Consider the following 23,278-nt stretch of genomic DNA (forward strand, 5'->3'; position numbering starts at 1 on the left):
TGCGCTTCGCTTCGGCGGGGACGACAGTGGTTTTGGTTAGGCTTTTTATCTGGACGCGCTTTGGTGATCCCCTTGGTTCACCAAATCGCCCGCGAACAATAACGTATGGCCTTTGGGGCAGGCACAGCCTGCACCAAAGCCTTCCAGANCCCCGCAAGTTCCCCGCTCGCAGCTCACGCTTCGGCGCAAATGACAACGTGGGGGTGGGGTCGGCTAATGCCGCGTCAAACCTTCAAACATTCACCTACCAGAATGAATCCGACCGGTTTCAGAGACCCAATATTAATCCAAATAGAGTAGAAGGCAGGCGGAGTTTTTACGAGTATAGAGCCTTGATACGTCCTTACGCGCTGCAAAAGCACTTTGCCAATGTCCGGAAAGAGGCACCCGTCATCGTGATGATGATCGTGCTGGCAGGGTGCACATTTGCCATTGCTACCCGTCATATATGGCCTCTGGTCTGGGTCGTTGCCTTTTTGGCGCTCTTTGCGGTTGATACATGGTTTGCCCGCCGGCTTGTTCGCAGCGGCCGCAATCATTTACGCACCACCCGGGCTGCCGTTCAGTTCGGGGCCATGTGTGGGATCACGGTTTGCGGCTTTATGATCGCCCCGCTCGCCATGATCGCATCGGGTGATTTAGCCTTAGCAATTGCAGCGACAGCCATGCTGGCCGCCGCTGCGACCCGGGCTACTGGGGTTTTGTCGGTCTCGCGCATTTCCGGGGCGATGACCCTTGCACCGTTTCTGGTGTTGCCAATTCTCAGCTTGTGGCACCCATTCATAGACCACAAAGACCATCCAGAATTCAGCCATTATGTTGCGTGTTTGGCTGCCATTTGTGGCCTAGGTTACATTGTTTTCGCGTGGCGAGCCCGCGATGTGGCTGAACGCAAGTTAGAGCGCGCTCGCAAAGAAGCTTTGCTGCAAGGCCGCGCCGCCGCCCGCGATGCGATGATTTCTAAGCTGATTTTCAAACACACCAGAATGCGGGCCGCCCTTTTTGATACCAAAGCCCGCTTTATGGCGGTTAATGATGCATGGCTGGGTGCGGTCCAACTAACGGAACAAGATTTATTGGGCAAAACCATGGCTGAAGCCATGCCCTCGGCTAAACAAGATTGGCATGATGCCATCACCTTGGCGCTGACTGGTGTGAGCAGCCAGAAGTCTGCCGACCACCGGATCCGCGCAGATGGGGCGGAGGTTTATCTCGATTGGGAAGTCCACCCTTGGTACACGCCTGAAGGCAAGATTGGCGGTGCGATTGGCTATGCCCAGGACGTGACCGAAGTCTTTTTGGTGCGGGCTGATGAAAAGGCGAAACAAGAACGCCTGACCGGGATGATTGCCCGCGCCCAAGAGGCCTTAGATGAAAAGCGTAAGCTGCTCGAAGAGATTTGCGGGCCAGAGGTCTTAAGCCTCCCACGCAGCCAGCCCTCTTGGCATGCTAAATTGGAAAGCTTGAAAGAGCCTTTGGATGTGTCGGGCGAGCAAGAACGGGAAAATCAAAGCGCGGGGCAATTGCTGGCCGGCTTTGAGCGCGTCTTGAGCGATATTGACCAGCGCGATCATCTCTTGGCCACCGCCGTGCAGCAATTGAGCGAGGCACGTCAAAATGCGGAAATTGCCAGCCAAGCCAAATCGCAATTGATGGCAAACGTCAGCCATGAGCTGCGGACGCCGCTCCACGCCATTTTGGGCTATACCGAAATGCTGATTGAGGATGCTGAGCAAGATGGCCGTCAAGAAGCTGCCCGCGATGCCCGCAAAGTGCAGGATTCCGCCCACCATTTGTTGAAGCTGATCAACGAAATTCTCGATCTTGCTAAGATTGAGGCGGGCAAAATGGACATTACGCAAGAACCAGTCAATCTGAACGATCTCGCCGATGAAGTCTTACAAAGCTTAGGCCCATTGGCGAAAAATCGTGGCAACCACCTGATCCTCAATGCACCCAGCGAGCCGATCATCGTGCTGACAGATGGGTTCCGTCTGCGCCAATGCTTGATGAATCTGATTTCTAATGCGATCAAATTCACCCAGGATGGGCAGGTTGCGGTCTCGTTTGAGAAAAAGGGCGCGCCCACCGGACGCACCCATTATGAAATCAAGGTAAGCGACACAGGCATTGGCATGACAGACGAGGCGCAAGCCCGTTTGTTCGAGCCTTTCCAGCAGGGCGACGGCTCAGTAACCCGCCTCTATGGTGGAACGGGCCTGGGCCTCGCCCTCACCCGTGAAATGATGCATCTCCTCGGCGGGACCGTTACCGTCTCCAGCCAAGTTGGGACGGGATCCACCTTTACCCTGTCTTTGCCCGGTAAAGGCCTGCAAGCCAAAGATGTCGACGTTCATATGATTGCTGAGGATTCAGCCCCACTGATCCTCGTGATTGATGATGACGAAGTCAGCAATACGCTGGCCCTGCGCGCTTCTCAGAATTTAGGCCTCAATAGCGCTATGGCGGCGACGGGCAGCTCTGCCATGGCCTATTTGGCAAACCGCAACGTCGATCTGATCGTCCTAAACCTCGAACTTCCGGATATGGACGGCTATGCGTGCCTGGCCGCCTTGCGCGCAAATGCCGATTTGAACGACACGCCAATCGTGGTGATTGCTTCCGATGACGACCAGCGCAAATCGATCGCGCTTGGCGCGCAGGAACATTTCATGAAGCCAGTTTTGGGATCTGTCTTGGGCGCTGCCATTGCGCGCTTGATCCGTCCCAAGACCGAAAGCGCTGAGACCGAGACGATTGAGTTGCCACGCTATCGCCAATGGAAGGCGGGGTCGTGACCCATACGAGAGACAGAGACCTAGTCAATCATGCGCAAATCATGAGACGGCTAAACGCAAAGTAACAGGGGACAGTCATGCAAAGAATTTTGCTGGCAGAAGATCATGACGACAATCGCGAAATGCTGATGCGTCGCCTGACACGCGCCGGCTTTGAAGTTCGCGGCGCAAGTGATGGCCAAGATGCCGTCAACCAGGCGCTGTCTTGGAAACCTGATCTTGTGCTGATGGATGTTTCCATGCCGATTATGTCCGGGCTCGATGCGACCCGGCAGATACGCGAAAAGCTGGGCGCAACGATCAAAGTTATCGCGCTGACGGCCCATGCCATGAATGAATCGCGCGAAGCTTGTTTTGAAGCCGGATGTGATGCCTTTGCAACCAAGCCAGTCGATTGGCCGCATTTGATGGATGAAATGGCCCGCCAATTTGAAGGGAAGTCTGTATCATGACTGAGGACCTCCAAAACCAATTCGCCAATACCAACATCCTGATTGTCGATGATATGCAGGACAATATTGATGTGTTGGCGCGTCGGCTGCGCAATCGCCAGGCGACGATTTACGAAGCCAGCGATGGCACTGAGGCGTTAGATATTTTGTCGGTTTCACCCATCGACATCATTCTCCTCGACGTGATGATGCCGGGTTTAAGTGGCCTCGATGTCGTGAAGAAGATTCGGACCAAAAGGTCTGCGGCAGCTTTGCCGATCATCATGGTATCGGCGCGCACAGACCAAGCGATGATGGTGGAGTGCTTGCAAGCAGGTGCCAATGATTATGTCACCAAGCCTGTTGATTTTCAGATCGTCAGCGCTCGGATCGCGACCCAATTGGGCATTCGCGAAACCTATCGGGCGGCCTTGCGGGATCGGTCGAAACAGATTGGGATTGCCGAAGAAAGCCGGGTCCGCTTGGCAGAGGCAGAAGCCAAGCTTGCAAGCCTAACCGGCAAGGGCTGAACCCTTTAAGCCATCAGCCCTTGTAATCATGCCAGTGGCCCGTGCCGTCTAAAAGCTGAAGACCGGCGCCTGACTCTTGCACATAGGGCAGGTCCAAAGGTGCTTTAAAGGCCCCGCCTGGCACGTCGAGAACATAGGTCGGCTGGGCAAGTCCAGTCAGAGTGCGACGTAGGCCCCGCATGAGCTCTTGGCCTTCAGCTATCGGTAAGCGGAAGTGACCGGTGCCGGGGGCAAGATCTGGATGATGCAGATAATAGGGCTTTACCCCAAGGGCGACGAACCCACGCATCAGCTCCTGCAGGACTTCCAAACGGTCGTTCACCCCGCGCAGCAAGACCGATTGGCTAACCAAACTAATTCCCGCCTCACGCATTCGACCGATCGCTTCTTGTGCCGCTGGCGTGAATTCGCGTGGATGATTGGCATGGATCGCCACCCAAGTTGCTACGCTTTCCGTCCGGAGGGCTTGGACGAAATCTTCACTTACCCGCTCGGGTGCCACCACCGGCACGCGCGTGTGCCAGCGCAGCACTTTCACATGGGCCATGGCAGCTAAGGCTTGTGTCAAATCCCGCACGCGGCGGGGTGACAACATGAAGGGGTCGCCCCCAGTCAAGATAACTTCAAAAATCTGTGGTCGGGCGCGGATGTACGCCAAGGCCTGATCGAGATGATCGCCTACCAAGGCCTCGCCACCCGGCCCAACCATTTCTCGGCGGAAGCAGAACCGGCAATAGACCGGGCAGGCAGACACCACTTTCAGAAGCACCCGGTCTTCATAGCGATGGACAAGACCCGGCAAGGGCGAAAAGGCAGCGTCATCGATCGGATCGGCGCTCTCGTGCGGCGTTTGATCCAATTCGCGGGCTTGCGGGATGAATTGTGCCCGGATCGGGTCTTGGGGGTCCTCTTTGTCAATCAAACCCAACATGGTCGGGGTGACTGCGACCGCATAGCGCGCAGCGACGGCGTCTAAGCCGATGGCGGCCTCAGGCGTTATGAGGCCGCGAGCCTCTAAGTCTGCGATTCTCGTGCTGGCTGCTTCGGCTTGGGTGGGGGGCGGAAGCGCTTCAATCTTTGCCAGTGGAGCCAAAGCCGCCTGTTCCCCGTGCCGTCTCGTCGAGTTCGTCAAACTCCATCCAGCCAATTTGCGTGATGGGGGCAATCACCATTTGGGCGATGCGATCCCCGCGGTGGATGCGGAAACCTTCCCAGCCATGGTTGATCAAGATCACACCGACTTCGCCGCGATAATCAGCATCAATCGTGCCCGGGCTGTTGAGACACGTGATGCCATTTTTGAGCGCGAGGCCTGAGCGGGGCCGGACTTGCGCTTCATAGCCCGGTGGCAAAGCAATCGAGAGGCCGGTTGGGATGAGCGCCCTTCGCCCGGGCAGAAGGTCAATATGCCCGCCCTCGGGTAAAGCCGCACGCAAATCCATGCCAGCGGACTGGCTGGTTTCGTAGGTCGGCAAAGGCAGATCGCCGAAGTGCGGCAGCTTTTTCACGGCAACCAAAGGGCGAACGGCCTCGTTCGCGTCTGAAGGCGTTGCGGGCGCGCGGGTCGAGAACGGCTTCAACATCCAAGGTCCTTCACGGGGCACTTGCGCGGGGCAAGCAGATCAACAAATTGTAAGCGGCCCAAAGGCGATTGAGCTTAGCTCAAACCAGTAGCCAGATTCGGCTGAACGGTCGGCTCAAATCCATAATGTTTGAGCCAGCGAACATCGGCAGCAAACATGTCGCGCAGATCTGGGATACCATATTTCAGCATTGCCAAACGGTCGATGCCCATACCAAAGGCAAAGCCCTGATACTGGTCTGGATCAATGCCGCAGGCGCGTAACACATTGGGGTGCACCATGCCGCAGCCCAAAATCTCCAGCCAGTCCGAACCCGTGCCAATCTTTAGTGCGCCGCCCGAACGGTCACAGCGGACGTCCATCTCGGCTGACGGCTCGGTAAAGGGGAAGTGGTGCGGGCGGAAGCGCACATCCACATCATCGATCTCGAAGAAGGCGCGCATGAAATCCATCAGCACACCCTTCAAATGGCCCATATGAACCCCGTCTTCAATGACGAGGCCTTCAATCTGGTGGAACATGGGGGTGTGGGTCTGGTCGGAATCGCAGCGATAGGTACGGCCCGGTGCAACAATGCGGATAGGTGGTTTCTGGCTCAACATCGTGCGCACTTGCACGGGGCTTGTATGGGTGCGCAGCAACATGCGCGATCCGTCTTCCTTCTCCTCGAAGAAGAAGGTGTCATGCATGTCGCGGGCGGGATGTTTGGGCGGGAAGTTCAACGCCGTGAAGTTATGGAAGTCGTCTTCCACGTCTGGGCCTTCAGCAATCGCAAAGCCCATATCGGCGAAAATGGTTTGCACCTCTTCAAACACCTGCATGATCGGATGGATTTTGCCGCGCCGCTCGGGCCGCACAGGCAAGGTCACGTCGATCCGCTCTGCCAAGAGGCGCGCGTCGAGGGCGGCTTGGGCCAGCGCTTCTTTCTTAACGGCAATCGCATCACTCAGGCTTTGCTTCAAGCCGTTGACCAAGGGGCCGAAAGTCTGGCGCTCCTCCGGGCTCATGCCGCCCATGCCTTTGAGAAGCTCTGACACGCTGCCCTTTTTACCAAGGGCGTTCACGCGCACCAGTTCAACAGCCGCTTCGTCTTGAGCGGCATCCAATTGGGCAAAAAGCTCGCGGGAGAGAGTTGCAATATCAGTCATGACACGGTCCTAGCGGATTGGACGCTTAAATGGGAGGGGGGTGGCGCAGGTGCTTGGCCCAAACCTCACAATAATGTGCACGAGCCTACCGCTGACAGGGCCTCCCCTCCCCCCTAAGGAAGCGGCTTAAAATTTTAAGCAGGCCATGGGCCAAGTTTTGGGGAGAATCCAGTGATCCGTACCGCCCTTCTCGCGCTGAGTGTATGCGCCTTGCCTTTGGCCGTTGCTGCCAACCCAGCCCAACCCGCAAGTGCCACGCAAGCCTTCAGCAATCCCTTCTTTGAAGCCAAGACAACAAAATTTGGCGCGCCAGCCTTTGACCGGATCCGCCCCGCGCATTTCCGCCCCGCTTTCTATGAAGGCATGCGTCAACATCGGGTTGAGATTGAGGCCATTGCCAATGCCAAGGCTGCACCGACCTTCGACAATACCATCCTTGCCATGGAAAAAGCGGGCCTCATGCTCGATGATGTCTCGGCTGTCTTTTTCAACATGACATCAGCCAATTCCAATGCCGATATTCGCGCGATCCAGCGCGAAATGGGGCCGGTTCTAGCTGCCCATTCAGACTCAATCCGCCTCAACCCGAAACTATTCGCCCGCGTGCAAGCCGTGTATGACAAGCGTGCGAGCTTGCGTACCGCTGAGCAACGCCGCTTGGTCGAGCGCGTCTATCAAGGCTTTGTCCGCTCGGGTGCCAAGCTGAACCCAGCACAAAAGGCTCGCGTCTCAGAGATTAACCAGCGCCTCTCGACCTTGAGCACCGATTTCAGCCAGAAAGTCTTGGCCGATACCAATCAATTCGCGCTTGTTCTGGAGACCGATGCAGATCGCGCGGGTCTGCCGCAATTCTTCCTCGATGCCGCTTTGGAGGCGGGTCGCGCCCGCGGCATGCCCGGCAAACATGTTGTGACTTTGAGCCGCTCAAGCGTGGAGCCTTTTCTAGAACTCTCAACCAACCGGGCGATGCGAGAAAAGGCGTGGCGTGGATGGGTGCTGCGTGGCGATAATAATGATGGTGAAGATACAAAAGCCATTACGAGTGAGATCGTCACCCTGCGGCAGGAAAGAGCCGCCATTTTAGGCTATGAACACCATGCGGCTTTCACTTTGGCGGATACGATGGCCAAGACCCCGGCGAATGTTAGCGCCTTGTTGAATGGCGTGTGGGAGCCTGCCAAGGCCGCCGTGACACGCGATGCCGCCGAATATCTGGCTCTGGCGAAGTCTCAAGGCTTTGAAGGCGACAAGCTAGAACCGTGGGACTGGCGCTTTTATGCCGAGCAGAAACGCCGAGCAAAGTACGATTTGAACGAAGATGAAGTGAAGCCTTACTTCTCGCTCGAGGCCATGCTGGACGCGCAATTCTGGGTGGCGAACCAATTATTTGGCCTCACGTTCAAGGAAGTCACCGGCAAAGTTCCGGTTTATCATCCAGACGTACGGGTGTGGGAGGTTATGGAAGCCGATGGTCGCCATATCGGCCTCTTCTATGGCGACTTCTTCTCCCGCGAGAGCAAGCAAGGTGGGGCGTGGATGTCCAGCTATCAGGGCCAAGACCGGGTCAATGGCAATCTAAAGCCCATGGTCGTGAATGTGCTCAATTACACCAAGGCCCCGGAAGGCAAGCCGACGCTTCTCTCCTATAATGATGCAGAGACTTTGTTCCATGAGTTTGGACACGCCTTGCATGGCCTCTTGTCCAATGTCGCCTATCCAAGCCTCGCTGGTACCTCTGTGTCGCGCGACTTTGTGGAATTCCCAGCCCAAATCTATGAGCACTGGCTCGGACAACGCCAAGTACTGGAACGCTTTGCCCGCCACAGCGAGACTGGTGCCGCCATGCCAAAGGAATTGCTCGACAAAGTGATGGCTGCCCGCAATCACGACCAAGGCTTTGCCACGGTTGAGTTCTTAGCCTCAGCCTTGGTCGATATGGATGTGCATAGCCAGCCCAACCTGCCCAAAGGCTTTGATATGGGGGCCTTTGAAAGGGAAAGCCTCGCCAAGATTGGCATGCCGCGTGAAATCGTGATGCGCCACCGGCCAACCCACTTCGGTCATATCTTTTCGGGCGGCTATTCGGCGGGCTATTACTCCTATATGTGGTCGGAAGTGCTGGATGCTGATGGCTTCCGCGCCTTTACCGAAACAGGCGATATTTTCAACAAAGACGTCGCCAAGCGCTTGCGTAACTTTGTCTATGCCGGCGGCAATTCACGCGACCCAGCTGAGGCTTACCGCAACTTCCGCGGTCGTGATCCCGACCCGAAAGCCTTGTTGGAAATGCGCGGCTTGGCCGACGGCACCAGCAATAATTAGGCGGCGGCAGCGCGGCCTTGCTCTACGCTTTGTGTGTGGCCAATGATCAGATCGGCCATGTGCTTGGTTTTTGACGGTGGGAGGTCATGGGCCATTTGGTCGATGATCTCCAACCGCGCACCCGGGATGCGGCGGGCCGTATCAACTCCGCACGCCATCGGCACCAATTCGTCCTGCTTGCCATGAATAACCAAAGTGGGGGCTTTGACTGTTGCCAGCTGCCCTGCTCGATGCCGATCGGCCAGAACAGCGATGAGCTGTCGAAGTGTGCCCTTGGGATCATAAGCCCGATCATAAGCAGCTGCAGAGTGCTTCACAAAGGCGTCTGGCGCGCGGGCGGGGTCAGGGTACGAGATCAATTCCAACGTCCGTCGACCGATCTCAATCGCCTCGTCACGACTAGGGGCCGTGCTGCGGCGAGCGGTTAGGCGCTGGCGAAGCTTGGCTGGAGCCCCCGGCAAGCCGCGCGCGCCACTGGTTGACATCACAGAGATCAAACTACGCACGCGTGAAGGATGATAAATCGCCATATTCTGCGCAATCATCCCCCCCATCGAGACCCCGACGACATGGGCCGCATCAATCTTCAAATGATCCAATAGCGCCACCGCATCCGCAGCCATATCCTTGAGATGATAGGCCGTTTTAAAGCCAATCCCGAAAATGAGGCCCGCAATCGCCCGTACCGGACTGGCCACTTGGGCACCATGAAAATGCGTAGAAAGGCCCACATCGCGATTATCAAACAGGATGACACGGTGACCAGCCGCCACCAACTGCGCCATGAAATCTTCCGGCCAAGCAATCAATTGCCGTCCCAACCCCATGACCAACAATAGAGGCACACCCGAAGCCTCGCCCCGCTCTTCATAATAAAGCTCAATACCATTGGCTTGGATGGTCGGCATGCACTTGTCCCCCGATGCAGGCGTGGTGGGTTTGGTCAGACTAGCCCTTAGCCTACTTTTTTCGTCGAAGCACAAAATTCTTCTCTCCCACAGCGTGCTACCTATGATACAAATACCAAAGATTGGGATTTGAGGAGTGGTTTAATGCTTTTGTATGGTGATGCTGCACTGGAACGGATTGAGGTTGATATTCTGGGCGTTAGAGACTTTGCGGTAAAGATCGCGCAGTCGATGTTGGCGCAAAGTGGTAACTCAGGCCTTGTGTATGGTTTGGAAGGCACTTGGGGGTCGGGGAAATCGTCGCTGGCGAACGAGATTTTAGGTCAGGTCTTGGAGCTTCATAATGCGAGCAAGGGCGAAAGGCCAATTGTTGTGCGGTTCGATCTTTGGATCTTGCGGGGCGTGCAGCCGCTCGTTGGGGCTCTCTTGGAAGAGATTAAGGCAGCAATCCTTGAAGCCACCGTGAGGTCCTATGATATTAAAAGAAAACTCAGCGGTGCCCTGAGTGTTGTGACCCACAAAGCTAAGGAATATCGCGGGAGAATTTTAGCCATCCATGACTTCGCGGTTGCACTTGCTGCGGCCCAAACAAAAACGGCCCTGAGATACCTCAAGGCCGTCTTTAGTTCGTGTCAACCAAGTGAAGGATTAAGCTGCCAAAGCAGCCTTCGCCTTTTCAACCACGGCTGCGAAGGCGGCGGGTTCGCGGATTGCGATGTCGCTCAACACTTTGCGGTCGACTTGGATGCCGGCCTTCAACAAGCCGTTGATGAAGACCGAATAGGTCATGTCATGCTGACGGGCTGCTGCGTTGATGCGCTGAATCCACAAAGCGCGGAAGTTGCGCTTCTTGGCCTTGCGGTCGCGATAAGCATATTGGCCAGAGCGCCATACGGCGGCGGTGGCGGTGCGGATGGTGTTCTTCCGGCGGCCTTGGAAGCCTTTAGCGGCTGCCAGGATGTTCTTCCGACGGGCGCGGGTTTGTTGCCCTGCTTTAATACGTGCCATTGTCTATATCCTTACAGCCCGTAGGGCGTCCAAAGTTTCACGCGTGTTGCATCGCCAGTCGCGAGCACCGACGTTCCACGGTTTTGACGGATATATTTGGATTTGTGTGACATCAAACGGTGACGCTTCCCTACGACGCCATGCATAACTTTGCCGGTAGCCGTGATCTTGAAGCGCTTTTTGACGCCACTCTTGGTCTTCAGTTTCGGCATTTCGCTCTCCTGTGCTTAGATGCACGGACTTGATTTCAAAGAGAATTCAAGTCAGCTAAAATAACCGCCACGGCATGCCGTTTCGCCGGACGATCAGATGGGAGGCGCGATCTAATCCAAGAGCACGCAAAAAACAAGGCACGGGACTGTGTCTTAGCCCACCTGACCTACCCAAAAACACGCCCTCTGCAATCATATAAAGACATGTTTATATCTTTCCTTGCCTTTTGAGGCAGCCTCAGTTAGAAGGCGCCCATCAAGGCCCTGTGCGCGAAGGTCGCTGGCGCAGGCATCGACTCTTCGAGGACTCTTCATGACTGACTATATCGTGGCCGACATCGGCTTGGCTGACTGGGGCCGCAAGGAATTGGCTATTGCTGAAACCGAAATGCCCGGCCTGATGGCAACGCGTGCTGAATATGGCCCCGCCCAGGTTTTGAAAGGCGCCCGCATCGCTGGCTGCTTGCACATGACGATCCAAACCGGTGTATTGATTGAAACCTTGACCGCTTTGGGCGCTGATGTCCGTTGGGCGTCGTGCAATATCTATTCGACCCAAGACCAAGCTGCGGCAGCCATTGCCGCGGCTGGCGTGCCTGTATTCGCCATCAAAGGCGAAACGCTTTTGCAATATTGGGAATATGTCCACAAAATCTTTGAATGGTCCGATGGTGGCTATCCAAATCTGATCTTGGACGACGGTGGCGATGCAACCCTGTTGTGCGTCTTGGGCCCAAAAGCTGAAAAAGACCCCAGCATTTTGAACAACCCACAAAACGAAGAAGAAGAAGCGCTCTACACCGTGATGAAGCGCTATTTGGTAGAGAAGCCAGGTTTCTATTCGGCGATCCGCGACGCCATTAAAGGTGTGTCGGAAGAAACCACCACCGGTGTGCATCGTCTGTATCAAATGGCAGAGCGTGGCGAATTGCCATTCCCAGGTATCAATGTGAACGACAGCGTGACCAAGTCGAAATTCGACAACCTCTATGGCTGTAAGGAATCGCTGGTCGACGGGATCCGTCGCGGTACCGACGTCATGATGGCTGGTAAGGTTGCCATGGTTGCTGGGTTTGGCGACGTAGGCAAAGGCTCTGCCGCTTCACTGCGCAACGCAGGTTGCCGCGTGATGATTTCCGAAATCGACCCCATCTGCGCGCTACAGGCTGCGATGGAAGGCTATGAAGTCGTCACCATGGAAGATGCTGCACCGCGTGCCGACATTTTCGTTACCGCGACCGGGAACCTCGACGTTTTGACGCTCGACCACATGCGGGTGATGAAAGATCGCGCCATCGTATGCAATATCGGCCACTTCGACAGCGAAATCCAAGTTGCCGCTTTGCGGAACTACAAGTGGCACAATGTGAAGCCGCAGGTCGACGAAGTCGAATTCCCAGACGGCAAGCGCATCATCGTCTTGTCCGAAGGCCGTTTGGTCAATCTGGGCAATGGCACGGGCCACCCAAGCTTCGTGATGTCGGCATCCTTCACCAACCAAACTTTGGCTCAGATCGAATTGCACACCAACCGCGATAAGTATGAGAACAAAGTCTATGTGTTGCCAAAGCACCTCGACGAGAAGGTTGCCATGTTGCACTTGGAAAAAGTTGGTGCCAAACTGACGAAATTGACCAAAGTCCAATCGGACTATATCAGCGTTCCTCAATCTGGTCCCTTCAAGCCAGACACCTATCGCTATTGATCCTGTGCCCGGGCAAGGGCTCGGCACAGATCGTGGGGCAATCGGGGGATTGCAAGGCGGCGGCGCAGATTACTGCGCCGCCGTTTTCTTATGCGAAGTTAGCCCTACCACGTCATCTTGACCGGAGGTGGACCCCTATAATTGGGGTCGGTCGATGAGGGCGGTGGTGGCACGATGGTGCTGGGCGTGGCGACAGGGGCAAGTGTTGGGGGTTGGTTTGCCTGCACTTCAGCCCGGATGGCGGCTAAGGCGCTTACCGAGGCATAGCCATCAGCAACCTTTCCGCGACTCTTCTGATAGGCCTGTAATGCTGCCCGCGTGCGAGGCCCTGCTTGGCCATCGGGTGCACCGACATCAAAGCCCAATCCGTTCAATAGGGTTTGCAATTCGGTTGCCCCGGCCCGCCCCACGGGTGGGTCATCTGTCGGCCAGCGGCTTGGCAAACGACCACGTCCAGCAATCTGATCTGCCAGGTGTGCAACCGAAAGGGCATAGGCGTCTGCCGCATTATAAGCGCGAATGGCTCCGTAATTGACACCAACAAGGAAAGCCGTTCCACGAGCACCGGCCGGTGCCAAAAGGCGAACCTGCCAGTTCTCGTCGTCAGCGGGTGCAGTCTGGCCTTCCGGCAATGTTGCGGCAACCGGATTGATGCCTAAGGCCTTCCAAAACGAAAGTGGGCGCAAGACACCGTCTGCTAAACTCCAATCAAAGCCCTCTGGAACGCTTGCTTCAGTGCCCCAGCGTTCACCGGCTTTCCAGCCCGCGCGGGCGAGGTAGTTTTGTGTGGAGGCCAAAGCATCAATGGGGTTGGACCAGATATCGCGCTTACCGTCGCCATCGCCATCAATCGCGCGGCTTAGAAACGAACTTGGCATGAATTGGGTGTGGCCCATGGCCCCCGCCCACGAGCCGACGAGATCGCTGCGGCTAGCTTCGCCGCGCTCCAGAATGTCAAACACCGCCAACAATTCCGCTTCACCCAAAGCAGTACGTCGCCCTGTATAGGCCAATGTCGCTAACGAACGGACGACATCGGACGAGCCTTTATTGCCACCAAAGCTGCTTTCGACGCCCCAAATGGCAATGGCAAATTCCACGGGCACGCCGGTGCGTTCTGTAATGGGTGCCAACGCATCTCGTCGTGCTGCAAAAGCCGCGCGGCCTTGCTCAATTCGGTTCTGCGAAACCGCCCCTGCCATATAGGCCCAGATCGGGCGGACAAACTCGGGTTGGCTTTCGTTCAGCCGTTTCACATCGCCATTGGGCGATAGATCCGCCAAAGTCGCGTCAACAATGGCTGGCTGCTTTTTACTCACCAAGACAGCTCGGGTTGCAAAGTCTGTACGCCACGCGTCAAACTCAGCGGAACCAGACGAGGTAAAGGGCGGCGGCACATAGGCTAGTGGCTCTTGCGCGCCAGCCAAGGTCGAGGTTGCAACAGCCAAAGCTGCCAAGCAAAGGGTTCGGGCCATCATGCGTCCAGTCTAGGATGCTGCGGGTGAAGCCGCAATGAACAAGATGCGCGAAAACCTAAGTCTTGCCCAGACACTGCCTTGATCTCCCGCCCCGTAAAGCGGATAACAATTTAGTGATCAAGAAAACTGGGACCTAGGTGACCGATATTCCAAGCCAACCTGCCACAACGCCGCCGGCAGCCCGGGCAGGTGCCATGATCTTTATCTTGGCGACTGTTGTGCTCGATATGCTGTCGATCGGGCTAATTGTTCCAATCATGCCGCGGCTGGTTGAGACCTATTTCACAGACGTCACTACAGCCGCACATGCCTTTGGCTGGTCCATGACGATGTGGGCCACGCTCCAGTTCTTTATGTCGCCCATTCTTGGAGCTTTGTCAGACCAGTATGGGCGCAGACCTATTATCCTTCTCTCTTGTGTCGGCTTGGGTGTGTCCTATTTTGCCACAGCCCATGCGCCAACCTTTTTGGCATTCTTGGCCGCGCGTTTGATTTCGGGGGCCACAGCTGGCAACATCTCTGCGGCCAATGCCTATGTCGCCGATGTTACACCGCCTTCAGGGCGAGCTAAAGCATTCGGTATGTTGGGTGCAGCTTTTGGGGTTGGGTTTACCTTTGGCCCGGCAATGGGAGGTCTATTGGGGGCAATTGATGTGCGCTTGCCTCTCTATGTTGCTGGCGGTCTCTGCTTCCTCAACGCCGCTTATGGCTATTTCGTGCTGCCTGAATCGCACAAGCTGGAGAACCGCAGCCCATTTAGATGGCGCAAAGCCAATCCAGTCGGGGCCCTGGCTGTTTTCAAGGATCAGCCAATGCTTTACGCGCTGATTCCCGTCTATGGCCTATTTGCTCTGGCGCAGAATGTTTTTCCTTCCACCTTTGTCCTTTATGCCGAGCATCGTTATCATTTCAGCACCGTCCAAACTGGAGCCACGATGGCGGCCTCATCAACCTTGATGATCTTGGCCCAGCTCTTCATCGTCCAACGCGTCGTTGGGCGTTTGGGGGAGCGGCGCTCTCTCATGGTCGCGCTCTTGTTTGGAATGTGCGGCTTTGCCCTGTACGGCCTTGCACCCACACCGATTTTATTCTGGTGCTCGATGCCGGTCATGACATTGTGGGCACTTTTCAATCCGTCTGTCCAAAGTCTGATGACACAACGTGTATCCCCCAGTGCACAGGGCCAATTACAAGGCGGCCTTGCATCGCTCATGTCGATGATGGGGATTTTTGCGCCCACCCTTTACACGAGCTTGTTCGCCCTTGGCATTGCAAAACAATTACCGGGTGGTTTGGACTTACCCGGTGCCCCATTCCTGACCGCCTCGTTCTTTCTCGGCACCGCTTTATTGATCGCAGTTTTTGCCGTTCGCCGTAGCCCCGGTAGCGGTAAACCGCGGTGAATCGATACGGCAGCCTCACATCAAGGTGACGACACTTGCGACACCATCCCAAAGAAGTGTCATAGACACGTCATGGGCCTTCAGTAGCAAGGCAGGTAGGCGGGCCTCCGTAGCCCGGCATGGGAGAGCGTGATGGGAAAATGGAAATTTATGGCATGTAGCTTTTTTGCCATGCTGAGCTTAGCAACCCCTGCCCTAGCCCACCCTAATCACGCTGCCGCTGCACCGAGCCTCGCACCTTGGCAACAAGCCTCTGCTTGGCCAGACCGCATCATCACAACGTTTGAAACCGACCCCACCACCAGTTTCGCCGTTACGTGGCGGACGGATGCCAGCGTCACTCAGGCCATTGCCGAAATCGTGCGCGCCACACCTGACGCACGCTTTGATCTGGGTGCCACAAGGAAGGCCGCTGATTCTGAACCGCTTGACCTCGAGACCATCAAGACCGCCGGCCAAGAACTGAAGATGACGTGGAATGCAGGCCTTGCCCCCGTTACTTATCATTCCATCAATTTTGAGGGTCTCGAGCCCGACACACTCTACGCCTATCGCGTTGGCGGCGGAGAAGGCAAATGGAGTGAGTGGTTCCACATCCGCACGGCACCCAAAGAGGGCCCAATCAAGTTTCTCTATGTCGGCGATGCGCAAAATGGCGTTTTGTCGCATTGGTCGCGCCTGATCCGTGCTGGGTACCAAAAGATGCCGGACGCGCGTTTCATCATCCACGCAGGCGACTTGGTCAATCGCGGTTCTCGCGACATTGAATGGGCCGAATGGTTCAAAGCCGTTGGGTTTATCCATGGCATGATCCCGGCCATTCCGGTTTCTGGCAACCATGAATATGATAGCTTTGGCGTTGGGCCCGCACAGCGGAGGCTTTTGTCAGCTATGTGGCGACCGCAATTTCGATTAAGCTCCATTGAGAGCCTGCCTGCCAATTTGCGCGAGACGGTCTACAAGGTGTCCTATGGACCAAACTTAGATATATTCGTGCTGGACACCACCTCTGAGGACTTAGCCGCCCAAGCCGCTTGGCTTGATGCGGCCCTAACCCAATCGAAGGCAAAATGGCGGATTGTTACTATGCATCATCCGATCTTTTCGTCCGGCCAGGGACGCGACAATCTCTCGCGGCGAAACCTTCTTTTGCCAGTTTTTAGCAAACACAAAGTCGATCTCATTTTGCAGGGCCATGATCATACCTATGCTCGCGGCACGATTGCGGACACCGACCCCCAAAGGCCCGAGCGCACATCAATTGGAGGCGCAGAGGATGTCGCGATGATGTTTGTGAATTCGGTATCCGGGCCGAAGCAATACAAGTTTAAGTCATCCCGATGGGATGAATATGCCCCGTCTGGGGTTCGGTTAGATCGATTTGGTGAAGGTACCCAGTTTTTCCAAACCATTGAAATCAACGGTGGGCAGCTTCAATACCGCGCCTATGCGGCCACTGGCGAGCTCTATGACAGCTTCGAAATGAGCAAGGACGTCACAGGCCGAAAGCAGGTGACAAAAGGCCCAGCGGCCACCTTGGAACAGCGCACCTATGGCCCCAATTTTCCTTATCGCGACTTCAGAGATCCACAGTAACGCATAGCGCAAACCGGCTTGCTCTATAGGCCGATCCGAACGACCTGAATGATCAAAGTCCACGCGACAAGCGAGAAAACGACCGCAATGGCAAAGCCGATAGGGCGCAAATCCCTCATCGAGTCGTCATCTTCATGGATTTGCGCCGCAAATTCCATTTCCAGCCGCTCTTGGATAGACTGCACGGGCGAAGGAACATGACCGGGATCTCGCGAAAAGCGTGCAGAATTCTCAGCCGTCACCAGAACTGCATCCTGCACCTGTGTATCCACATGGTTATGGACTGATTCCAAGTCAACTGCTTGCACATCTGACGCGTCGCGCAGACCCTTTTGTTTTGCGGTGGCCATGCCCAACTTCTCCCCTAGCCAAGCATCTATAACCCGCGCGTATTTCCGTGCACTTAAGGCGATTAGATAAATTTGAGAGATTCATGAATAACGGTCTAGGTCAAAATTGATTGCTCCATTCGCATGTAACCAAACTGGACTGGTTACGTCAGAGATACGAGGTAAAAGTCTGGCATTGAAATTGCTGTCGAATAGATAGGCGTCACTTTTCAGGACATCGTGGCAGCCAGAAACCGCATCGGATGTACTCTTCATTGGCAAATACCTTTGTGGATGCCCGATTTCGAAAAAGGTAGATCAAATGCGCGTCACGATGATTGGTTCAGGCTATGTAGGCCTAGTTTCGGGTGCTTGTTTTGCGGACTTTGGTCATGATGTGACTTGCGTCGACAAGGACTCGACAAAGATTCGCCAGCTGAACCAAGGTATAATGCCGATCTACGAACCGGGATTGGATCATTTGGTTGCTCGTAACGTCGAGGCAGGTCGCCTCCGGTTTACGACGGACGCTGCGCAAGCGATCGCGGCCTCTGACGCCGTCTTCATTGGCGTTGGCACGCCAGCGAGAAGCTCTGATGGTCATGCAGATTTGTCCTATGTCTACGCGGCAGCCGAAGAGATTGCAGACCTAATCGAAGGCTTCACCGTGATTGTCACCAAGTCAACAGTGCCAGTCGGAACCGGGGATGAAGTCGAGGCCATCATCAGGGCTCGCCGGCCCGATGCGCAATTTGCCGTGGTCTCAAACCCAGAGTTTCTGCGCGAAGGTGCCGCCATCCGAGACTTCCAAGAGCCCGATCGCGTTGTCATTGGCGGCGCGGATGAGCCACGCGCTCGCCAGATCATGCAGGACCTATATCGTCCCCTGATGGATCAAGAGACGCCTATCTTGTTCACATCTCGCCGGACGTCTGAGCTAACCAAATATGCTGCCAACGCCTTCCTTGCGATGAAGATCACTTTCATCAATGAGATCGCGGACCTTTGTGAAAACGTGGATGCCGATGTGCAAGAAGTGTCACTGGGAATTGGGCTGGATGAGCGGATCGGAAAACGCTTCTTGCAAGCCGGGCCGGGTTATGGTGGTTCTTGCTTCCCAAAGGATACCCTCGCCCTCATAAAGACCGCGCGGGAAGCTGGTGCCCCTGTTGAACTAATTGAGACTACAGTGCGGATTAATGATGCCCGCAAACAGGCCATGGCACAAAAAATTGTCCAAGCCATGGGCGGCGACGTTCAGGGCAAGACAATTGCAGTTCTGGGTCTGACGTTTAAACCGAACACCGATGACATGCGCGATGCCCCGTCGCTCGATATCATACCGGCATTGCAAGCCGAAGGTGCACGCATACGGGCCTTTGACCCAGAAGGTATGCACGAGGCCCAACGCCACTTCCGCAATATCGATTATGCCGAAAACATGCCTGAGGCGATTCAAGGTGCCGATGCGTTAGTCATTCTGACTGAATGGGATGCATTTAAATCGATTGAACTCGGCAAGTTAAAAACGATGCTTTCTGCTCCAATTGTAGTCGACTTAAGGAACATGTTCAGTATTTCTGAGATGGAGCGCTATGGGATTGGCTATTTTGGTGTAGGAAGACCGCAAAATTCCCGCCAGGCTTCGGACATTAAGGAACTTCAAGATGTATCATGCTAATAAACGCGTTTTGGTCACGGGTGGGGCCGGTTTTTTGGGGTCGCATTTATGCGAGCGTCTTCTGGAAGGCGGCGCGGAAGTCATTTGTGTGGATAATTTCTTTACTGGCACCCGCCGCAATGTTGAGCATCTGATCGGCCATAAGCGCTTTGAACTGATGCGTCATGACGTGTGCTTCCCGCTGTTTGTCGAGGTGGATGAGATTTATAATCTCGCCTGTCCCGCTTCGCCGATCCATTACCAACATGACCCGGTTCAGACGACTAAGACCAGCGTGCATGGGGCCATCAATATGCTGGGCTTGGCCAAACGGGTGCGCGCGAAGATTTTTCAGGCCTCGACCTCGGAAGTCTATGGCGACCCAAGTGTTCACCCACAGCCAGAAGAATATTGGGGGAATGTGAACCCGATTGGCCCACGCTCTTGCTATGATGAAGGCAAGCGTTGTGCGGAGACTTTGTTCTTCGATTATAACCGGCAGCATAAAGTGCGCATCAAGGTAGCCCGCATTTTCAATACCTACGGCCCCCGCATGCATCCCAATGATGGACGGGTGGTGTCCAACTTCATCGTTCAGGCCCTGCAGAACCAAGATATCTCGGTTTATGGTGCCGGCGAACAAACCCGTTCCTTCTGCTATGTCGATGATCTGGTCTCAGGCTTTATGAAGCTGATGGCTTCCGATGACGACGTCATTGGCCCGATCAATCTGGGCAATCCCGGCGAGTTCACCATTCGTCAATTGGCTGAACTGGTCATCGAGTTGACCGGCTCCCGCTCACGCATTGTGGAATTCCCTCTGCCCCAAGACGACCCAAAGCAGCGCCGCCCCGTCATCGACAAGGCCAAAGCCCAACTCGGCTGGGAACCAAAAGTCCACTTGCGCGAAGGCTTAACCAAAACAATCTCCTATTTCGACCAACTCTTGAAAGAGGGTAATCGCGACGCGGCAATCGCGGCCTCGTAAGTCGGCCAAGCTGGCAGCGGCCAATCTGACCTGGTGGCCTCGCTCCGTGGTTGGTGAAGGGGTGGTCAGGAAATGACCACTTCCCTTCCCAACTGAATGCCACCAAGCTTTGTCTGTCATCTGGCAGCAAGGCCACGGTTGGCGGATCCCTTTTGAACATATGTGAGTAAAAGCGATGTCAGTGCGTAAAAGAGCCTTAATCACCGGAATCACCGGACAAGATGGTGCCTATTTGGCAGAGCTATTGTTAGCAAAGGGCTATGAAGTCCACGGCCTGAAGCGGCGCTCATCGTCTTTCAACACCGCTCGGATTGATCAGATCTATCAAGATCCCCATGAGGAAGATGTCCGCCTGAAGCTGCATTATGGCGACATGACAGATTCGACCAATCTGATCCGTATTGTACAAGAAGTGCAGCCAGACGAAATCTACAACCTTGCCGCGCAAAGCCACGTGCAGGTGAGTTTCGAAACGCCCGAATATACGGCCAATGCTGATGCGGTTGGCACGCTGCGCTTGCTTGAAGCCATTCGGATCCTCGGGATGGAAAAAGTTACCCGCTTCTACCAAGCCTCGACCTCTGAACTCTATGGCCTTGTGCAGGCCGTACCTCAAAGCGAGACCACCCCTTTCTATCCGCGATCACCCTATGGGGTGGCCAAGCTTTACGCTTATTGGATCACGGTCAATTACCGGGAAGCCTACGGCATTCACGCATCTAATGGCATTTTGTTTAACCACGAAAGCCCGCTGCGCGGGGAAACCTTTGTCACGCGCAAAATCACACGCGCCGTAGCAGCTATTGCCCAAGGTCTGCAGGACAAGCTCTATTTGGGCAACCTGGATGCAGAGCGCGACTGGGGCCATGCGCGCGACTATGTCGAAGGTATGTGGCGGATCGTCCAACACGAGGTTGGGGATGACTTTGTTTTGGCAACTGGCGAAAAGCGCTCGGTACGCGAGTTTGTCAATTTAGCTTTCAAAGAAGTTGGGATTGACATTTCTTGGGAAGGTGACGGACTTGATGAAATTGGTCGCGACCTGAAGACTGGCAAGACCTTAGTCGCTGTCGATCCACGCTACTTCCGCCCAACTGAGGTCGACTTGCTTCTGGGCGATGCGGCCAAGGCAAGGCGTCTGCTTGGCTGGACCCCTCAAACCAGCTTTACACAAATGGTGACAGAAATGGTGAAGAGTGACTTTGATTTAGTCGCCCTTGAAGCCTCGCATCGCCGCCTTGATGAGGATTTCGGGGCTGTCGTCCGTTAAGGCGTAGGGGCGCAAATTGCAGCCCCTCATTCATTTTTAGTCCTGATCTTGTGTATGTGGAGATCTTTTCTGTGTTGATTTCAGTAATCATGGTGACGTGGAATTCTGGAGCCACAGTGCGCCACACCTTGGATAGCTTCTTTTCTCAAACCTATGGTCCAAAAGAGCTCGTTGTAGTTGATGGCGGATCGCGCGACGATACAATGGAGATCGTAAAGTCCTATCCACAGACCAATATTACTTGGATCTCAGAGCCCGATAGAGGCATGTACGACGCGTTGAATAAGGGTCTGAAACTAGCTTCGGGTGATGCGATTGGGGTCCTCAACTCTGATGACACCTATCATCGGCCGACGAGTCTTGAGGCGATTGGCTGTGGCTTAATGAAAGCTGATACGGTCCATGGCCACCTGAACTTTGTAACAGACCATGAGACGAAAACAATCTCTAGAGTCTGGCAGGGGCAGGCCCGTCCACGCCATGGTTTTAGGGCGGGCTGGATGCCTGGGCACCCGACATTTTATGTCAAACGGCATGTTGTTGAGGCAGTCGGGCCATTTGACGTGGCACTCGAGACATCATCAGACTATGACTGGATGTTAAGGGCTCTTGAGGTGCACAGATTTAGTTCACATCTGATTGATGAGGTACTTATTGACATGCAGCAGGGTGGACGCAGTACATCGGGCGTCACCTCATACTTGCATCATAATCTTGAAGCGCTAAGAGCGCGGCAGAAGTGGCTCAAGGCTGGATTGATCGACTATGCTCTGTTTGCTAAGCCACTCCGCAAAGTTGGACAATTCTTGGTCGTGAAACCTTAGGACAAGACAATCTTACTGTTTCTGCGGCGCTGTGCTGGTTAAACCAGACGTGGGTCTTCTACCCCATTCTAAACTTGGCCAATGCGCCGATTTATCTTGTTCGAGGATTCCATGACACCTACTCCCGTGTTTAGCTTAAGCGGCAAAAAAGTTTGGGTTGCCGGACATCGCGGCATGGTCGGCGGTGCCATAGTGCGTCGCCTAGGCTCTGAAGGGTGTGATCTGGTCACGGTTAGCCGCGACCAAGTCGATCTAGTTCGGCAAAGTGCGGTGGAGGCTTGGCTCGCATCTGAAAAGCCAGATTGTATCTTCTTGGCTGCCGCAAAGGTCGGCGGGATTCAGGCCAATAACACAAAGCCAGCGGAATTTCTCTACGAAAACATGATGATTGAAGCCAACATCATTCACGCAGCACATCAGGTCGGCGTAAAGAAGCTCGTTTTCCTCGGCTCAACTTGCATTTACCCCAAGATGGCCCCACAGCCAATTCCCGAGCACGCTCTGCTGACAGGGCCCCTGGAGCCTACTAACGAGTGGTATGCCATCGCGAAGATCGCCGGCATTAAACTTTGCCAGGCCTATCGTCGCCAATATGGCTGTGATTTCATTGCGGCCCAACCTACCAATCTCTACGGTCCAGGTGACAATTACGACCTAGAATCAAGCCACGTTTTGCCAGCGCTTCTGCGCAAAGCGCATGAAGCAAAGCTAAGTGGCGCTGCCGAGCTTGTTGTTTGGGGGAGCGGTAACCCGCGGCGCGAGTTTCTCCACGTCGATGATTTAGCCGATGCGGTTGTGCATTTGGCGAAAGTCTATAGCGATGAAGAACATGTCAATGTTGGCTCGGGCTCAGAAGTTACCATTAAAGAACTGGCTGAACTTGTTTGCGCAACCGTTGGGTTCCAAGGAAGCTTGCGATTTGATGTGTCAAAACCGGACGGCACGCCTCGGAAATTATCCGATGTCTCAAAACTGCATAGCCTAGGCTGGAGCCAAGCCCGTCCTTTGCAAGTCGGTTTGACCCAGACCTATCAAAGTGCATTTGGCTAGGCCGTGTGGACAAAGTATCTGATCCAGAGGCGTGT

The 23,278-nt window shown here is 55.0% G+C and carries 20 protein-coding genes and 1 pseudogene; 13 read left to right on the top strand and 8 right to left on the bottom strand.

The features are described 5' to 3' along the window. The first annotated feature begins 332 nt into the window (after positions 1 to 332). From B7364_RS05025 to B7364_RS05035, 3 genes are all read left to right on the top strand, one after another. A complete protein-coding gene (locus tag B7364_RS05025) occupies positions 333 to 2,798 on the top strand; it encodes a PAS domain-containing hybrid sensor histidine kinase/response regulator (RefSeq protein ID WP_157893503.1) in 2,466 nt (821 codons plus the stop codon). A 77-nt stretch (positions 2,799 to 2,875) separates the two neighbouring features. After that, entirely contained in the window at positions 2,876 to 3,250 is a 375-nt protein-coding gene (locus B7364_RS05030; protein ID WP_085338844.1) for a response regulator, read from the top strand. Beyond that, entirely contained in the window at positions 3,247 to 3,759 is a 513-nt protein-coding gene (locus B7364_RS05035; RefSeq protein WP_085338845.1) for a response regulator, read from the top strand. Before B7364_RS05030 ends, B7364_RS05035 begins: the two co-directional genes overlap by 4 nt. 13 nt (positions 3,760 to 3,772) lie before the next feature. Here the strand turns inward: B7364_RS05035 and B7364_RS05040 are convergent, their stop codons facing one another. From B7364_RS05040 to pheS, 3 genes are all read right to left on the bottom strand, one after another. After that, positions 3,773 to 4,852 (bottom strand): lysine-2,3-aminomutase-like protein, encoded by a 1,080-nt coding sequence (locus B7364_RS05040; RefSeq protein WP_232780813.1) that lies wholly within the window; start codon positions 4,850 to 4,852, stop codon positions 3,773 to 3,775. Beyond that, on the bottom strand, positions 4,830 to 5,342 hold the full coding sequence (gene dut, locus B7364_RS05045) for a dUTP diphosphatase (protein ID WP_085338846.1): 513 nt from the start codon (positions 5,340 to 5,342) through the stop codon (positions 4,830 to 4,832). The genes B7364_RS05040 and dut overlap by 23 nt, the downstream gene beginning before the upstream one ends. 74 nt (positions 5,343 to 5,416) lie before the next feature. Continuing rightward, complete coding sequence (gene pheS / locus B7364_RS05050) at positions 5,417 to 6,490, bottom strand: phenylalanine--tRNA ligase subunit alpha (protein WP_085338847.1); 1,074 nt, start codon at positions 6,488 to 6,490, stop codon at positions 5,417 to 5,419. 171 nt (positions 6,491 to 6,661) lie between these two features. Here pheS and B7364_RS05055 point away from each other — a divergent pair, with 171 nt between their 5' ends. Continuing rightward, positions 6,662 to 8,812 carry a M3 family metallopeptidase gene (locus B7364_RS05055; protein ID WP_232780814.1) on the top strand — a complete coding sequence of 717 codons (2,151 nt, stop codon included), beginning with the start codon at positions 6,662 to 6,664 and terminating at the stop codon, positions 8,810 to 8,812. Here B7364_RS05055 and B7364_RS05060 read toward each other — a convergent pair. After that, positions 8,809 to 9,720: an alpha/beta fold hydrolase gene (locus tag B7364_RS05060; protein WP_085338848.1), complete on the bottom strand. Its 912-nt coding sequence runs from the start codon at positions 9,718 to 9,720 to the stop codon at positions 8,809 to 8,811. The two genes, B7364_RS05055 and B7364_RS05060, sit on opposite strands and share 4 nt — an antisense overlap. Positions 9,721 to 9,864: 144 nt before the next feature. Here B7364_RS05060 and B7364_RS18370 point away from each other — a divergent pair. Continuing rightward, positions 9,865 to 10,164, top strand: a pseudogene (locus B7364_RS18370) (P-loop NTPase fold protein); the annotation flags it as partial. Between the two features lie 204 nt (positions 10,165 to 10,368). Here B7364_RS18370 and rplT read toward each other — a convergent pair. Beyond that, positions 10,369 to 10,728, bottom strand: a complete 360-nt coding sequence (gene rplT / locus B7364_RS05065; protein WP_085338849.1) for a 50S ribosomal protein L20 — start codon at positions 10,726 to 10,728, stop codon at positions 10,369 to 10,371. Positions 10,729 to 10,739: 11 nt separating this feature from the next. Then, complete coding sequence (gene rpmI, locus B7364_RS05070) at positions 10,740 to 10,940, bottom strand: 50S ribosomal protein L35 (protein ID WP_085338850.1); 201 nt, start codon at positions 10,938 to 10,940, stop codon at positions 10,740 to 10,742. Between the two features lie 313 nt (positions 10,941 to 11,253). Here rpmI and ahcY point away from each other — a divergent pair, with 313 nt between their 5' ends. Continuing rightward, positions 11,254 to 12,645 carry an adenosylhomocysteinase gene (gene ahcY / locus B7364_RS05075; protein WP_085338851.1) on the top strand — a complete coding sequence of 464 codons (1,392 nt, stop codon included), beginning with the start codon at positions 11,254 to 11,256 and terminating at the stop codon, positions 12,643 to 12,645. A 104-nt stretch (positions 12,646 to 12,749) separates the two neighbouring features. Here the strand turns inward: ahcY and B7364_RS05080 are convergent, their stop codons facing one another. Beyond that, positions 12,750 to 14,123 (bottom strand): lytic murein transglycosylase, encoded by a 1,374-nt coding sequence (locus tag B7364_RS05080; RefSeq protein WP_085338852.1) that lies wholly within the window; start codon positions 14,121 to 14,123, stop codon positions 12,750 to 12,752. A gap of 137 nt (positions 14,124 to 14,260) precedes the next feature. On the opposite strand from B7364_RS05080, the gene B7364_RS05085 reads away from it, so the two are divergent. Both B7364_RS05085 and B7364_RS05090 read left to right on the top strand, forming a co-directional pair. After that, positions 14,261 to 15,526: a TCR/Tet family MFS transporter gene (locus tag B7364_RS05085; RefSeq protein ID WP_198534044.1), complete on the top strand. Its 1,266-nt coding sequence runs from the start codon at positions 14,261 to 14,263 to the stop codon at positions 15,524 to 15,526. A gap of 132 nt (positions 15,527 to 15,658) precedes the next feature. After that, positions 15,659 to 17,122 (top strand): FN3 domain-containing metallophosphoesterase family protein, encoded by a 1,464-nt coding sequence (locus tag B7364_RS05090; RefSeq protein WP_085338853.1) that lies wholly within the window; start codon positions 15,659 to 15,661, stop codon positions 17,120 to 17,122. A gap of 23 nt (positions 17,123 to 17,145) precedes the next feature. Here B7364_RS05090 and B7364_RS05095 read toward each other — a convergent pair whose 3' ends face one another. Next, the gene (locus tag B7364_RS05095; protein WP_085338854.1) at positions 17,146 to 17,472 is read right to left on the bottom strand and encodes a hypothetical protein; all 327 of its coding nucleotides are present in this window, start codon (positions 17,470 to 17,472) and stop codon (positions 17,146 to 17,148) included. Positions 17,473 to 17,773: 301 nt separating this feature from the next. On the opposite strand from B7364_RS05095, the gene B7364_RS05100 reads away from it, so the two are divergent. From B7364_RS05100 to fcl, 5 genes are all read left to right on the top strand, one after another. After that, positions 17,774 to 19,132: a UDP-glucose dehydrogenase family protein gene (locus B7364_RS05100; RefSeq protein WP_085338855.1), complete on the top strand. Its 1,359-nt coding sequence runs from the start codon at positions 17,774 to 17,776 to the stop codon at positions 19,130 to 19,132. Beyond that, the gene (locus tag B7364_RS05105) at positions 19,119 to 20,099 is read left to right on the top strand and encodes a UDP-glucuronic acid decarboxylase family protein (protein WP_085338856.1); all 981 of its coding nucleotides are present in this window, start codon (positions 19,119 to 19,121) and stop codon (positions 20,097 to 20,099) included. Before B7364_RS05100 ends, B7364_RS05105 begins: the two co-directional genes overlap by 14 nt. A gap of 175 nt (positions 20,100 to 20,274) precedes the next feature. After that, a complete protein-coding gene (gmd, locus tag B7364_RS05110) occupies positions 20,275 to 21,369 on the top strand; it encodes a GDP-mannose 4,6-dehydratase (protein ID WP_085338857.1) in 1,095 nt (364 codons plus the stop codon). 71 nt (positions 21,370 to 21,440) lie between these two features. Beyond that, positions 21,441 to 22,193: a glycosyltransferase family 2 protein gene (locus tag B7364_RS05115; protein ID WP_157893504.1), complete on the top strand. Its 753-nt coding sequence runs from the start codon at positions 21,441 to 21,443 to the stop codon at positions 22,191 to 22,193. Between the two features lie 111 nt (positions 22,194 to 22,304). Continuing rightward, positions 22,305 to 23,243 carry a GDP-L-fucose synthase gene (gene fcl, locus B7364_RS05120; protein ID WP_085338862.1) on the top strand — a complete coding sequence of 313 codons (939 nt, stop codon included), beginning with the start codon at positions 22,305 to 22,307 and terminating at the stop codon, positions 23,241 to 23,243. The last annotated feature ends 35 nt before the right edge of the window (positions 23,244 to 23,278 follow it).

The organism is Aquidulcibacter paucihalophilus, assembly GCF_002105465.1.
Taxonomy (GTDB): domain Bacteria; phylum Pseudomonadota; class Alphaproteobacteria; order Caulobacterales; family Aquidulcibacteraceae; genus Aquidulcibacter; species Aquidulcibacter paucihalophilus.

Bases quoted from the DNA above. Each gene is read 5' to 3' on its own strand.
- B7364_RS05095 (WP_085338854.1), bottom strand. From the start codon at position 17,472: ATGGCCACCGCAAAACAAAAGGGTCTGCGCGACGCGTCAGATGTGCAA.
- B7364_RS05035 (WP_085338845.1), top strand. From the start codon at position 3,247: ATGACTGAGGACCTCCAAAACCAATTCGCCAATACCAACATCCTGATT.
- fcl (WP_085338862.1), top strand. From the start codon at position 22,305: ATGACACCTACTCCCGTGTTTAGCTTAAGCGGCAAAAAAGTTTGGGTT.
- B7364_RS05080 (WP_085338852.1), bottom strand. From the start codon at position 14,123: ATGATGGCCCGAACCCTTTGCTTGGCAGCTTTGGCTGTTGCAACCTCG.
- B7364_RS05105 (WP_085338856.1), top strand. From the start codon at position 19,119: ATGTATCATGCTAATAAACGCGTTTTGGTCACGGGTGGGGCCGGTTTT.
- rpmI (WP_085338850.1), bottom strand. From the start codon at position 10,940: ATGCCGAAACTGAAGACCAAGAGTGGCGTCAAAAAGCGCTTCAAGATC.
- B7364_RS05030 (WP_085338844.1), top strand. From the start codon at position 2,876: ATGCAAAGAATTTTGCTGGCAGAAGATCATGACGACAATCGCGAAATG.
- gmd (WP_085338857.1), top strand. From the start codon at position 20,275: ATGTCAGTGCGTAAAAGAGCCTTAATCACCGGAATCACCGGACAAGAT.
- B7364_RS05090 (WP_085338853.1), top strand. From the start codon at position 15,659: ATGGGAAAATGGAAATTTATGGCATGTAGCTTTTTTGCCATGCTGAGC.
- rplT (WP_085338849.1), bottom strand. From the start codon at position 10,728: ATGGCACGTATTAAAGCAGGGCAACAAACCCGCGCCCGTCGGAAGAAC.
- pheS (WP_085338847.1), bottom strand. From the start codon at position 6,490: ATGACTGATATTGCAACTCTCTCCCGCGAGCTTTTTGCCCAATTGGAT.
- B7364_RS05100 (WP_085338855.1), top strand. From the start codon at position 17,774: ATGCGCGTCACGATGATTGGTTCAGGCTATGTAGGCCTAGTTTCGGGT.
- B7364_RS05060 (WP_085338848.1), bottom strand. From the start codon at position 9,720: ATGCCGACCATCCAAGCCAATGGTATTGAGCTTTATTATGAAGAGCGG.
- ahcY (WP_085338851.1), top strand. From the start codon at position 11,254: ATGACTGACTATATCGTGGCCGACATCGGCTTGGCTGACTGGGGCCGC.
- dut (WP_085338846.1), bottom strand. From the start codon at position 5,342: ATGTTGAAGCCGTTCTCGACCCGCGCGCCCGCAACGCCTTCAGACGCG.